The organism is Noviherbaspirillum galbum (assembly GCF_010974945.1).
GTDB lineage: Bacteria > Pseudomonadota > Gammaproteobacteria > Burkholderiales > Burkholderiaceae_D > Noviherbaspirillum > Noviherbaspirillum galbum.
Genome location: NZ_JAAIVB010000085.1, coordinates 64,670 through 77,651, shown reverse-complemented (window position 1 = coordinate 77,651; position 12,982 = coordinate 64,670). Strand labels below are relative to the sequence as shown.

The following is a 12,982-nucleotide window of genomic DNA, read 5'->3' as shown; positions in this document are numbered from 1 at the left end:
TCGGTCCGCGAAGGGCCACGTTGCCCGGCTTCGCCAGCCGCGGTAAGATTGGTCTGACCAGCTGTCCAAAGGGTTTCACACGGCTCCGGCGTTTGTCAAGCGGGTCTGACATAGATCATGTCATTGGTCATACCACTTTACCTATTTAGCTTTCTGCAATAGACTGCGCAAAATCTGGAACCTGAAGCCGGCGCCTGCGTGCCTGCGAGCCTGATGCGCGAACGCTTTCATGCGCCAACCCTGCATCATCGTCGTGCCACCCTTGTGAAAGGATCTCCGTGAGTGATACCAAGCGCCCGCTGAGGCGCAGCCAGGCCTGGTTTGGCCGGCATGACCGGGACGGCTTCATCTATCGTTCCTGGCTGAAGAACCGCGGCATTCCCCACGACCAGTTCGACGGGCGGCCGGTCATCGGCATCTGCAACACCTATTCCGAACTGACGCCGTGCAACTCCCATTTCCGCACGCTGGCGGAACAGGTGAAGATCGGCGTCTGGGAAGCCGGCGGCTTTCCCCTCGAATTCCCGGTCATGTCGCTCGGCGAGACCCTGCTCCGTCCCACCGCCATGCTGTTCCGCAACCTTGCCAGCATGGACGTCGAGGAATCGATACGCGGCAATCCGCTCGACGGCGTGGTCCTGCTGATGGGCTGCGACAAGACCACCCCGGCCCTGATGATGGGCGCGGCCTCGGTCGACCTGCCGGCGATCGGCGTGTCGGGCGGGCCGATGTTGAGCGGCAAGTTCCGCGGCGGCGAGCTGGGGTCCGGCACCGGCGTCTGGCAGATGTCGGAAGAAGTGCGCGCCGGGCGCATGGCGCAGGAAGATTTCTTCGAGGCGGAAAGCTGCATGCACCGCTCGCACGGCCACTGCATGACGATGGGAACGGCTTCCACCATGGCAAGCATGGTCGAGTCGCTGGGCATGAGCCTGCCGGGCAATGCCGCCATCCCGGCGGTGGACGGGCGTCGCAACGTGCTTGCGCGCGCCTCGGGACGGCGCATCGTCGAGATGGTCAAGGAAGACCTCGTCATGTCGAAGATCCTGACCCGGGCGGCGTTCGAAAACGCCATCCGCGTCAACGCCGCCATCGGCGGCTCGACCAATGCGGTGATCCACCTGCTGGCGATCGCCGGACGCATTGGCATCGACCTGTCGCTGGACGACTGGGACGAGATCGGGCACAAGCTCCCCTGCCTGCTCGACCTGCAACCGTCGGGCAAGCACCTGATGGAAGACTTCTACTATGCGGGCGGCCTCCCGGCCGTCATCCGCGAACTGGAATCGGTCATCGACCGCCAGACCCTGACCGTCAACGGCCGTACCCTCTGGGACAATTGCAAGGACGCGCCGAACTGGAACCGGGAGGTGATCCATTCCTTCGGCGAGCCGTTCAAGCCGGAAGCGGGCATCGCCGTCCTGCGCGGCAATCTTTGCCCGGATGGCGCGGTGATCAAGCCCTCCGCCGCCACGCCGGCCCTTCTCAAGCACCGCGGCCGCGCGGTGGTGTTCGAGAACAGCGACCACATGCACGAACGGCTCGACGACGAGAGCCTGGACGTCGACGAAACCTGCGTGCTCGTCCTGAAGAACTGCGGACCGAAGGGCTATCCCGGCATGGCCGAAGCCGGCAACATGCCGCTGCCGCCCAAGCTCCTGCGCAAGGGCATCACGGACATGGTTCGCGTGTCGGACGCGCGCATGAGCGGCACCGCCTACGGCACGGTGGTGCTGCACGTCACGCCGGAAGCCGCCGCGGGCGGTCCGCTCGCCCTCGTGCAGGACGGCGACATGGTGGAACTGGACGTCGAGGCACGACGCCTGCACCTGGACGTGAGCGACGAAGAACTCGCCCGCCGCCGCGCCGCATGGACGCCGCCCGCCCCGCCGATGGAACGCGGCTGGACGCGGCTGTATTTCGATCACGTCCAGCAGGCCAACCTCGGCGCCGACCTCGATTTCCTGGTTGGCTGCAGCGGCGCGGGGATTCCGAAGGACAACCATTAAGCTAAATCAATATGAAAGTACTGATCACTGACTACGATTTCCCAGATGTTGAGCTCGAGCAAACCCTGTACCGAGAGGCAGGCGTGGAAGTCGTGACGGCGCAGTGCCGCACCGAGGACGAAGTGATCGCGGCCTCGGCCGGATGCCAGGGCTTGCTGGTGCAGTACGCGCCGGTCAACGCCAAGGTCTTTGCCGCGCGTCCCGAAATCCGCATCGTCAGCCGCTATGGCGCGGGATACGACACGATCGATACCGACGCGGCCCGCAAACACGGGGTCTGGGTCGCGAACTCGCCCGACTACGGCGTGGGCGAGGTGGCGACGCATGCCCTGGCGATGACCCTGGCCCTGCTGCGCAACATCGCGTTCTACGACCGCGACGTGAAGAACGGCACCTGGCACTACACCAGCGCCGGCGTCATCCGGCGCGCCTCGGACCTGACGCTCGGCATCCTCGGGCTGGGGCGGATCGGCAAGCGCATGGCGCACGTCGGACGCAACTGCTTCAAGCGGGTGATCGCCTGCGATCCGTACCTGATCGACGGCGATTTTCCGGCGTACGTCGAACGGGTGAGCAAGGAAGAATTGTTCGCGCAGGCCGACGCGGTCTCGCTGCACGTGCTGCTCAACGACGAGACGCGCGGCATCGTGAACCGCTCGCTGCTCGAACGCATGCGTCCGGGCAGCGTGATGGTGAACACCTCGCGCGGCGCGGTGGTCGACATCGAGCACCTGCTGGAGGCGCTGGATGGCGGTAAGCTGGCCGGCGCGGGGCTGGATGTGCTGCCGGTGGAACCGCCGGAGACGGCGGCGCGCATCGTGCAGCATCCGCGCGTGCTGCTGACGCCGCATGCCGCCTTTTATTCCGACGTTGCCGCCGACGAATTGCGCCGCAAGGCGGCCCAAAACCTGGTTGACTGGGACCGGCAGGGACGGCCGGCCTACGTGGTCGTGGCGGGCCGGGAGGGCGGCAACGAACCTTGATGGAATGACGACATGAAAAGGGTGCCGGGTTGTCCGGACACCCGACGAGGCGCAGGCGACAGACCCGCGCCCAAGGAACCAGGAGCGAGACAATGGCATCGGTTCAGATTCGCGGCGTACAGAAGTACTTTGGCGGGACGCATGTCATCCGCGGTGTCGACATCGACATCGAGGATGGCCAGTTCGCGGTGCTGGTCGGGCCGTCAGGTTGCGGCAAATCGACCTTGCTGCGCATGCTGGCGGGACTGGAGGAAATTTCCTCGGGCGACATCGCCATCGGCGGCAGGACGGTCAACGACGTCGAGCCGAAGGAACGCGACATCGCCATGGTGTTCCAGAACTATGCGCTCTATCCGCACATGACGGTGTTCGACAACATGGCGTTTTCGCTGATGCTGGCGAAGACCGATAAAGCCCTGATCAAGGAACGCGTCGACAAGGCGTCTTCCATCCTGGGCCTGGGCAAGCTTCTCGACCGCTACCCACGCCAGCTTTCCGGCGGCCAGCGGCAACGCGTTGCCATGGGGCGCGCCATCGTGCGCAATCCCCAGGTGTTCCTGTTCGATGAACCGCTCTCCAACCTCGATGCCAAGCTGAGGGTGCAGATGCGGGCCGAGATCAAGGAACTCCACCAGCGCCTGCGCACGACCTCTGTCTACGTGACCCACGACCAGATCGAGGCGATGACCATGGGCGACCGCATCGTCGTCATGCGCGACGGCGTGGTGGAACAGCAAGGAAAACCCCTCGAACTCTACGACCATCCGGCGAATCTCTTCGTCGCCGGCTTCATCGGCTCGCCGGCGATGAATTTCCTTTCCGGCACGCTGGCGCAGGATGGCGCCGGCGCGATGGTCGAACTCGCCGACGGCAGCCGCGTTCCGGCGCCGCTGCGGGCGAACCGCCCCGGCACCCTCTCCCCCATGGCCGGCAAGCGGGTGACCTATGGCGTGCGTCCGGAACACCTGCGGCTCGGCAGCGCCGGCGAAGGCATGCGTGCCGTCGTGTCGGTGGTGGAACCCACCGGCGCGCACACCGAAGTCTATGCCAAGGTCGCGGGCGCGGATGTGATCGCGATTTTCCGGGAACGGCACGAATTCAAGGCGGGCGACGTGATCCATCTCGTTCCCGACCATGAACACACGCACGTGTTCGATGCCGAGTCGGGCGCCAGCCTGCTTTCCGAATGAGTGCCAGATGGTCCAGCAGACGAGAACAGATGTAGCCAGCGTTGCATGGCCGGAGCCCCGGCGAATCGCCATTAACTAGGAGGGTTGGAAGACATGAGCATAACGAGACGTGATTTCCTGGCAACGGCCGCCGCTGCCGCCGCCACTTCGGCCATCGGTGTCAATGCCTTCGCGGCGACCGATCTGCGCTTCAAGCCGGAAGCCGGCGCGACGCTGCGCCTGCTGCGCTGGAAGCGCTTCGTGCAGGGCGACGAAGACCTCTGGATGGAAAACACCAAGAAGTTCACCGAGCAGACCGGGGTGCAGGTACGCGTCGACAGCGAAGGCTGGGAAGACGTCCGGCCCAAGGCCGCGGTCGCGGCGAACATCGGCAGCGGACCGGACCTGATCCTCGGCTGGTTCGACGATCCGCACCAGTATCCCGACAAGCTGGTCGACCTGACCGACGTCGCCGACTACCTCGGCCAGAAGTATGGCGGATGGTATGACGTCTGCAAGCGCTACGGCACCCGAAACAACCGCTGGATCGCCCTCCCGATGGGCGTGGTGGGAAATGCGATGGTCTACCGCGAGAGCCACCTCAAGGCCGCCGGCTTCGACACCTTCCCCAAGGACACCGCCGGCTTCCTCAAGCTGTGCCAGGCCCTCAAGGCCAAGGGCACGCCCTCCGGATTCGCGTTGGGCAAGGCCGTCGGGGATGGCAACAACTGGGCGCATTGGCTGCTCTGGTCGCACGGCGGAAAGATGGTCGATGAAAAGGGCAAGGTAGTGATCAACTCCCCGGAAACGATTGCCGCGCTGGAATACGCCAAGCAGCTCTACCCGACCTTCGTGCCCGGCACGCTGTCCTGGCAGGACCCGTCGAACAACAAGGCCTTCATCGACGGCCAGATCAGCCTGACGGCGAACGGCATCTCCGTCTACTACGCGGCCAAGACGTCCAAGGAACCGAAGATCCAGGAGATGGCCAAGGACATCCAGCACGCGCACTTCCCGATCGGGCCGGTTGGCAAGCCGACCGAGCTGATGCAGATCACCCAGATGATGCTGTTCAAGCACACGAAGTATCCGAATGCCGCCAAGGCCTATATCCAGTTCATGATGGAAGCCGACCAGTACAACCCGTGGATGCAGGCAGCCATCGGCTACGTCAGCCAGCCGCTGAAGGCTTACGAGTCGAATCCGGTCTGGACTGCCGATCCGAAGCACACGGTGTACCGCGACGCGGCGGTGCTGATGCTCGACAACGGTTATTCCGGCCCGCTCGGCCAGGCGTCGGCCGCCGCCATGGCGGACTACATCGTGGTCGACATGGTGGCCGAAGCTGCCAGCGGCTCGAAGACGCCGAAGCAGGCGGCGGAACGCGCCCAGCAGCGTGCGGAGCGGCATTACAAGGCTTGATGACTGCTTAGGTCATTCCGGCGCGGGCAGGAATTCCGTATCCTGAGTCACTCTGGGCGAACAAGATGGGATCCCCGCCTTCGCGGGGATGACGGCGATGGAGCAGAGGAAGTTAACCTTGCCCGGATGCAGTAGTTCATCCACTGTCATTCCCGCGAAGGCGGGAATCCCATTACGTCGTTATGGAGTGGCGCAAGTTGGGATTACCGCCTTCGCGGGAATGACACACTTGTTGGAAGCGAGGAACACATGGATGCGACAAAGACCGCCGGCCCGCCACCGGGTCACCAGGTGCCGGATGCCGCGCGGACACCGTCTCACAAGCGAGGGACCGGAATGCATCGCCTGCTGAACCAACGCAACGTACTCGGCCTGCTGTTCATGCTGCCGACCGCCGTGCTGCTGTTGCTGTTCCTGACCTATCCGCTCGGGCTCGGCACCTGGCTGGGATTCACGGATACCAAGATCGGCCGCAGCGGTGAATGGGTGGGGCTGGAAAACTACCGCTTCCTGATCGACGATTCGCTTACCCTGCTGGCGCTGTTCAACACCTTGTTCTACACGGTGCTGGCCAGCGTCTTCAAGTTCATCCTCGGCCTGTGGCTGGCCCTGCTGCTGAATCGCAACCTGCCGTTCAAGTCCTTCTTCCGGACGGTGATCCTGCTTCCCTGGATCGTGCCGACCGCGCTGTCCGCGCTGGCTTTCTGGTGGATCTACGATGCCCAGTTCTCGGTCGTCAGCTGGTTGCTGGTGAAGATGGGCGTGATCGATCATTACATCGATTTCCTCGGCGATCCCTGGCTGGCGCGCATCTCCACCATCATCGCCAACGTGTGGCGCGGCATTCCCTTCGTCGCGATCTCGCTCCTGGCGGGCCTGCAGACGATCTCGCCCTCGCTCTACGAAGCCGCCTCCATCGACGGGGCGACCCGCTGGCAGCAATTCCGCTTCGTGACGCTGCCGATGCTGTCGCCCATCATCGCGGTAACGATGACCTTCTCGGTGCTGTTCACCTTCACCGACTTTCAGCTCATCTACGTGCTGACGCGCGGCGGCCCCCTGAACGCCACCCACTTGATGGCCACCCTGTCGTTCCAGCGCGCCATTCCCGGCGGCGCGCTCGGGGAAGGCGCGGCGCTGGCCACGATGATGGTGCCGTTCCTGCTGGCAGCGATCATGTTTTCGTATTTTGGCCTGCAGCGGCGCGCATGGCAGCAAGGAGGTGACTGATGGACAAGCAAAAAGACGTCGGCATGGACTACCTGGAATCCGTGCCGCGCCGCTGGGTGACGGTGTACATTCCGCTCGGGATCTTCGTGTTCGTGCTGCTGTTTCCGTTCTACTGGATGGCGATCACCGCCTTCAAGCCGGACGCGGAACTGCTGATGCAGACCGGCAATCCGTTCTGGGTGATCGCCCCGACGCTGGCGCACTTCAAGAAGCTGCTTTTCGACACGCCGTATCCGCAATGGTTGTTCAACACCATGCTGGTGTCGGTGCTGTCCACCATCCTGTCGCTGGCCGCGAGCGTCTTCGCCGCGTATGCCATCGAGCGCCTGCGTTTCCAGGGCGCCAAGCCGGTCGGACTGGCGATCTTCCTTGCCTACCTGATACCGCCGTCCATCCTGTTCATTCCGCTGGCGCAGATCGTGTTCAAGCTCGGCCTGTTCGACACCCGCTGGGCGCTGATCCTGACCTATCCCACCTTCCTCGTGCCCTTCTGCACCTGGCTGCTGATGGGGTATTTCCGCTCCATCCCCTACGAGCTCGAGGAGTGCGCGCTGATCGACGGCGCGAGCCGCTGGCAGATCCTGACCAAGGTGATCCTGCCTCTCGCCGTGCCGGGACTGATCTCGGCGGGCATCTTCGCCTTTACCCTGTCATGGAATGAATTCATCTATGCCCTCACCTTCATCTCTTCCTCGGAAGTGAAGACCGTGCCGGTCGGCATCGTCACCGAGCTGGTCGAGGGCGACGTCTACCACTGGGGCGCGCTGATGGCGGGCGCCCTGCTCGGCTCCCTGCCGGTGGCGGTCGTCTATTCCTTCTTCGTCGAATCGTATGTGTCAGGCATGACGGGCGCCGTCAAGGAATAAGCCAGGATGCCCGGTTCGCAGCCTATCCGAGGAGACGCATGATGGAACAACCCCTTTCCCCGCCGGCCGCCGTCGGCGTCATCGGCCTCGGCTCCATGGGGCGCGGCGTGGCGCAATCGCTGGTCAATGCCGGTTTCACGGTGCATGGATACGACGTCAGCGACGCGGCGCTGCGGCAACTGGCCGAAGGCGGCGGCAAGCCCGCGGCTTCGCCCGCGGAAGTCGCCTGCAAGGTCGAGGCGCTCGTGCTCCTGGTGGTGAACGCCGCGCAGATCGAGAGCGTGCTGTTCGGCGAAGACGGCGCCGCGGCCGCGCTTCCCAGGGGCGCGGTGGTCATCAGCAGCGCGACGGTGGCGCCGGAATATGCGGCGGAACTCGGCGCGCGCCTTCATGGCATGGGCCTGCTGGCCATCGATGCGCCCGTCTCCGGCGGCGCGGCAAAGGCGGCGACCGGCGAGCTGACGGTCATGGCGTCCGGCGAGGAAGCCGCTTTCGCGCGCTGCCAGCATCTGCTCGATGCCGTCGCGGCCCGCGTGTACCGCCTCGGCGATGCGCCCGGGCAAGGATCGCGCGTCAAGATGATCAACCAGCTGCTGGCCGGCGTGCACATCGCGGCAGCGGCCGAAGCGATGGCCTGGGGCATGAAGGCCGGCGTCGATCCGCAGCAACTCTACGACGTCATCACCAAGAGCGCCGGGAACTCGTGGATGTTCGAGAACCGGGTGCCGCACATCCTGGACGGCGACTACGCGCCGCGCTCCGCCGTCAACATCTTCGTCAAGGACCTGCGCATCGTGCTCGACGCCGCGCACGGGGCTGCCTTTCCCCTGCCGCTGACCGCAGCCGCGCACCAGATGTTCCTGATGGCGGCGGCTGCGGGCCACGGCATGGAAGACGACGCCGCCGTCGTGAAGATCTTTCCCGGCGTGACGCTGCCCGGCCCTGCCGGGGGCGACGATCCGCCGGATGGCGCGGCCGCGCCGCCATGAGTGCCGACCGCATCCTGATCGTCGCGGACGATCTGTCGGGCGCGGCGGATTGCGCGCTCGGCGGGCTGGACAATGGACTCGAAACCGTCGTTATTTGCGAAGCCCTGCCCGTCAGCCGGCGCGCGGAACCGCCTGCGGCGCAGGTACTGGCCATCGATGCCGACAGCCGGCGGCGCCCGGCGGAGGAAGCCGCGCGGCTGCAGGCGGACATCCTTCGCCGCTATCGCGCCGATGGCCAGCTGCGCTACAAGAAGATCGATTCCACGCTGCGCGGACATCTCGCGCATGAAATCCTGCCCTGGCTAAGGCTTGCCGGCATGGCGATCGTTGCGCCGGCATTTCCCGCGCTCGGACGCACCACCATCGATGGCAGGCAGTTCGTCCGCGGCGTGGCGCTGCAAGACACGCCGATGTGGCGCGGCGCGCCTTCCGTTCCGGACCCGCTGCCGGCCGAACTCGCGGCGCAAGGCATCCGCTGCCGTCAGCTTTCCCTCGACCGTTTGCGCCAGGATCCTTCCTCGCTGGGGGACTGGCTGAGCGGATTGCAGCGCGACGGGGTACAGGCCGTGGTATGCGACGCGGAAACGGACGACGATCTCGAACGGCTGGCATGCGCTTCGGTCAAACTGGGAAGCGAGGTCTGCTGGGTGGGATCGGCGGGCTTGCTGAAGCCGCTTGCGCGCGCCGCTAGGATTATCCCCCGCGCCCGGCAAGCCGCGAGTGAAATTGGTTTCCGGGGCAGCATCGTCACCGTGGTTGGCAGCGTTGCGGAAGCGTCGCGCATCCAGGCTGAGCGCCTGCGCGCCAGCGGCGCGGTCGTGTGCCTTGCGGCATCGCCGGAGATCCTCCCGACCGGCTTCGCGCATTCGCCGCGGACCGAGGCTGGGCAAAAAGTGAACCGTGACGTAGAACGCGCCCTGTCCCGCGCATTGAATGAAGGAAAGGACGTGCTGCTGATCACGAACGGCGACATGGCCGGAGGCGAGGAACTCCCCGATGGCGCGGTTTCCTGCCGCAGCCTCGGCGCACTGCTGGCGCCGCATGCGGCAGCCATCGGCGCCTTGGTCCTGACGGGCGGAGAAACGGCGCGGACCGTCTTGTCGGCCATGGGCATCGATACGCTCCGGCCCTTGCGCGAACTCGGTCCCGGCATCCCGCTGATGCTGGCCGAATGCGGGCGCATGCTGCCCGTCATTACCAAGGCCGGCGCATTCGGCGCGCCGGACGCGCTCATGCGTTGCCATGGCGAACTGGCTCGGACCCATGCCGCGGGCCGCCCCGGCGCCTTGCCGCCGCATCCATGAAAGAGTCCGCATGACCCGACCGATCATTGCCATCACGATGGGAGACCCTGCCGGCGTCGGTCCCGAGATCATCATGAAAAGCCTTGCCCACGCAGACCTCTACGCGCGCTGCCGGCCGCTGGTGATCGGTGATGCGGCGAGGCTGCGCGAAGCGGCTGCGATCGTCGGCAACACCGTCGCGGTGCGGCCGGTCAAGGAGGTCGGGGAAGCCGCCTTCCGGCATGGCGAGGCGGATTGCATCGATCTCGCCCTGCTGGCGCCGGACCATCCGTTCGGGCGGGTGTCCGCGGCCAGCGGCGAGGCCGCCTACCGCTACATCGCCCGGGCGGTCGAACTGGCGGTCGACGGCAAGATCGATGCCATCTGCACCGCGCCGCTGAACAAGGAAGCCCTGCACGCCGCCGGCCATCCGTTTCCCGGCCATACCGAGATGCTGGCGGCGCTGACTGGCACGCCGGAAGTGTCGATGATGCTGGTGGCGCCCAACCTGCGCGTGATCCACGTGACCACGCACATCGGCTTGCTGGACGCCATCCGCAAGATCGAACCCGGACTGGTAGAGAGAACCATCGAGCGCGCCTACGACACCATGGTGCGCGCCGGCATCGCGGACCCGCGCATCGGCGTTTGCGCTATCAATCCGCATGCCGGCGAAAACGGCCTGTTCGGCTACGGCGAGGAAGAAGAAAAGATCGTGCCCGCGGTGCGCAGCCAGCAGGCGCGCGGCAGGCGGGTCGAAGGCCCGCTGCCGGCCGACACCCTGTTCTTCCGGGCCGCGCGCGGTGACTTCGACATCGTCGTGGCGATGTACCATGACCAGGGACATGGGCCGATCAAGGTCATGGGCATCGAGGCCGGGGTCAACATTACCGTCGGCCTGCCGGTGATCCGGACGTCCGTCGACCATGGCACCGCATTCGACATCGCCGGAAAGGGCATCGCCGACGAGCGCAGCATGCTGGAGGCGCTGCGCCAGGCGGCGGACCTGGCCACTGAACGTAACTGAAGAACACGCAAGGGAAGCGAGGAGAACGCATGGCGGCAATCCTGGGATGCATCGCGGACGACTTCACCGGCGGAACCGATCTTGCCGGGATGCTGGTCAAGGCCGGCATGCGCACCGTGCAGATGATCGGCGTGCCTTCGGCGCCCTTGCCCGGGGACGCCGGTGCCATCGACGCCATTGTCGTGGCCCTCAAGTCGAGGACCGCGCCGGCCGCGCAGGCAACGACGGAGTCTCTGGCGGCGCTGCAGTGGCTCAAGGATGCGGGATGCCGGCAGTTCTACTTCAAGTACTGCTCGACCTTCGATTCGACCGATGCCGGCAACATCGGCCCGGTGACCGATGCCCTGATGGACGCCCTCGGCGCCCGCTTCACCATCGCCTGCCCCGCCTTCCCGGAGAACAGGCGCACGATCTACAAGGGTTACCTGTTCGTCGGCGACGAATTGCTCAGCGAGAGCGGCATGCGCCACCATCCCTTGACACCGATGACCGACCCCAGCCTCGTGCGCGTATTGCAGCGTCAGACGTCGCGCCGCGTCGGGCTGGTCAGCCACGACATCGTCGCCCGGGGCGGCATGGCGATACGCGAGCGCATGGCGCGGCTGGAACGCGAGGGCGTGGGCATCGCCATCGTCGATGCCTTGTCGAATGCAGACCTGATGCAGATCGGCGAGGCGCTGGATGGCATGCCGCTGGTGACGGCGGGTTCCGGCATCGCGCTCGGCCTGCCGCAAAACTACCGCAAGGCCGGATGGCTGGGCGACGATGCGGCGGCGGACCGCATCCTTGCCCCGCCGGGACTGCGCGCGGTGATTTCCGGCAGCTGCTCCGAAGCGACCAATGCCCAGGTCGCGCATTTCATTGCCGGCGGCGGACCGGCGCATGCCATCGATCCGCTGCGGCTGGCCGCGGGCGAACCGGTGGTGGAACAGGCGATCGCCTGGGCCGAACCCTTGCTGGCAAGCGGGCCGCCGCTGATCTACGCCACGGCGACGCCGGGCGCGGTGAAAGCGGTGCAGGAGCGGCTAGGCGCGGAACGCGCGGGCGCGCTGGTGGAGGACGCGCTGGCTGCCATCGCGCGCGGCCTCGTCGCGCGGGGCGTGCGGCAGATGCTAGTCGCGGGCGGGGAAACGTCGGGCGCGGTGGTGAAGGCCCTCGGCGTCACCGGCCTGCATATCGGCCCCCAGATCGACCCCGGCGTGCCATGGACCGTGACGCTCGGCGAGACGCCCCTCGCGCTGGCGCTGAAGTCGGGCAATTTCGGCGGAACCGATTTCTTCACCAAGGCATGGAGCACGCTGGCATGAACGAATCCGCATTGCGCGAACACATTTGCGAATGCGGCAGGTCGCTGCATGACCGCGGGCTCGCTACCGGCAGCAGCGGCAACATCAGCGTCCGGCTGGCGGACGGCTGGCTGCTTACCCCGACCAATGCCAGCCTCGGCAGGCTCGACCCGGCGCGGCTGTCGAAGCTGGACCGGGAGGGCAACCTGGTCTCCGGCGACCCGCCATCCAAGGAAGCCTTCCTGCACCGCGCGGTATATGCGGAGCGCACCGCCGCCAATGCCATCATTCACCTGCACTCCACCCATGCGGCCGCCGTCTCCTGCATGGCCGGCCTCGATGCCTGCGACTGTATCCCGCCACTGACCGCCTACTTCGTGATGAAGGTCGGACGCCTGCCGCTGATTCCCTATCATCGCCCCGGCGACCCTGCCCTCGCCGACGCGGTGCGCGGCCTGGCCGCGCGGCACCGGGCGCTGCTGCTGGCCAACCACGGGCCGGTGGTTTCCGGCGCGGACCTCGACAGCACTCTGTATGCCGCGGAGGAACTGGAGGAAACCGCCAAGCTGTTCCTGCTGCTGCGCGGCGCGCCCACCAGGCCGCTCGACGCGGCGCAAATCGCTGAACTCACCGCGGCATTCAAGCTGGAACCCTGATCCTTCCCATCGCCGGAGAAAGACCATCATGCCCATGTTTGCCGCCAACACGGAAAGGAACGCAC

The 12,982-nt window shown here is 65.9% G+C and carries 11 protein-coding genes; all 11 read left to right on the top strand.

What is annotated here, in order from left to right:
• The first annotated feature begins 272 nt into the window (after positions 1–272).
• The 11 genes from G3574_RS26945 (at position 273) to otnC (ending at position 12,917) form a co-directional block, all read left to right on the top strand.
• Complete coding sequence (locus tag G3574_RS26945) at positions 273–2,006, top strand: IlvD/Edd family dehydratase (RefSeq protein WP_328804870.1); 1,734 nt, start codon at positions 273–275, stop codon at positions 2,004–2,006.
• 11 nt (positions 2,007–2,017) lie between these two features.
• Entirely contained in the window at positions 2,018–2,989 is a 972-nt protein-coding gene (locus G3574_RS26940; RefSeq protein WP_163968658.1) for a C-terminal binding protein, read from the top strand.
• A 92-nt stretch (positions 2,990–3,081) separates the two neighbouring features.
• Entirely contained in the window at positions 3,082–4,179 is a 1,098-nt protein-coding gene (locus G3574_RS26935; protein WP_163968657.1) for an ABC transporter ATP-binding protein, read from the top strand.
• Positions 4,180–4,272: 93 nt separating this feature from the next.
• A complete protein-coding gene (locus tag G3574_RS26930; RefSeq protein WP_163968656.1) occupies positions 4,273–5,580 on the top strand; it encodes an ABC transporter substrate-binding protein in 1,308 nt (435 codons plus the stop codon).
• A gap of 336 nt (positions 5,581–5,916) precedes the next feature.
• Entirely contained in the window at positions 5,917–6,810 is an 894-nt protein-coding gene (locus G3574_RS26925) for a carbohydrate ABC transporter permease (protein ID WP_163968655.1), read from the top strand.
• Positions 6,810–7,676, top strand: a complete 867-nt coding sequence (locus tag G3574_RS26920) for a carbohydrate ABC transporter permease (protein ID WP_163968654.1) — start codon at positions 6,810–6,812, stop codon at positions 7,674–7,676. The genes G3574_RS26925 and G3574_RS26920 overlap by 1 nt, the downstream gene beginning before the upstream one ends.
• Before the next feature lie 41 nt (positions 7,677–7,717).
• Positions 7,718–8,665, top strand: coding sequence for an L-threonate dehydrogenase (gene ltnD, locus G3574_RS26915; RefSeq protein WP_163968828.1), 948 nt, complete (start codon positions 7,718–7,720; stop codon positions 8,663–8,665).
• Positions 8,662–9,969: a four-carbon acid sugar kinase family protein gene (locus G3574_RS26910; protein WP_163968653.1), complete on the top strand. Its 1,308-nt coding sequence runs from the start codon at positions 8,662–8,664 to the stop codon at positions 9,967–9,969. Before ltnD ends, G3574_RS26910 begins: the two co-directional genes overlap by 4 nt.
• 10 nt (positions 9,970–9,979) lie before the next feature.
• Positions 9,980–10,975, top strand: coding sequence for a 4-hydroxythreonine-4-phosphate dehydrogenase PdxA (gene pdxA, locus G3574_RS26905; protein WP_163968652.1), 996 nt, complete (start codon positions 9,980–9,982; stop codon positions 10,973–10,975).
• Between the two features lie 29 nt (positions 10,976–11,004).
• The gene (gene otnK / locus G3574_RS26900) at positions 11,005–12,282 is read left to right on the top strand and encodes a 3-oxo-tetronate kinase (protein WP_163968651.1); all 1,278 of its coding nucleotides are present in this window, start codon (positions 11,005–11,007) and stop codon (positions 12,280–12,282) included.
• Positions 12,279–12,917, top strand: a complete 639-nt coding sequence (otnC, locus tag G3574_RS26895) for a 3-oxo-tetronate 4-phosphate decarboxylase (RefSeq protein ID WP_163968650.1) — start codon at positions 12,279–12,281, stop codon at positions 12,915–12,917. The genes otnK and otnC overlap by 4 nt, the downstream gene beginning before the upstream one ends.
• Positions 12,918–12,982 lie beyond the last annotated feature (65 nt).